Here is a 473-nt window from a genome sequence, read left to right as displayed (position 1 = left end):
CGATGTCCTATGGGATGCAGCAGTGAGGAATATTGGTCAATGGACGAGAGTCTGAACCAGCCAAGTAGCGTGAAGGATGACTGCCCTATGGGTTGTAAACTTCTTTTATATGGGAATAAAATGTTCCACGTGTGGGATTTTGTATGTACCATATGAATAAGGATCGGCTAACTCCGTGCCAGCAGCCGCGGTAATACGGAGGATCCGAGCGTTATCCGGATTTATTGGGTTTAAAGGGAGCGTAGGTGGATTGTTAAGTCAGTTGTGAAAGTTTGCGGCTCAACCGTAAAATTGCAGTTGAAACTGGCAGTCTTGAGTACAGTAGAGGTGGGCGGAATTCGTGGTGTAGCGGTGAAATGCTTAGATATCACGAAGAACTCCGATTGCGAAGGCAGCTCACTGGACTGCAACTGACACTGAGGCTCGAAAGTGTGGGTATCAAACAGGATTAGATACCCTAGTAGTCCGCTACC

Annotated in this window: 1 rRNA gene; it reads left to right on the top strand. The window is 47.4% G+C overall.

Annotated elements, in window-relative coordinates:
* Nucleotides 1-473, top strand: a 16S ribosomal RNA gene (locus tag M6G53_RS25045); the annotation flags it as partial.

Source organism: Serratia nevei, from assembly GCF_024160145.1.
Lineage (GTDB): Bacteria > Pseudomonadota > Gammaproteobacteria > Enterobacterales > Enterobacteriaceae > Serratia > Serratia nevei_A.
The sequence above is the reverse complement of the archived record's forward strand: the minus strand, read 5'-3'. Positions and strand labels throughout refer to the sequence as shown.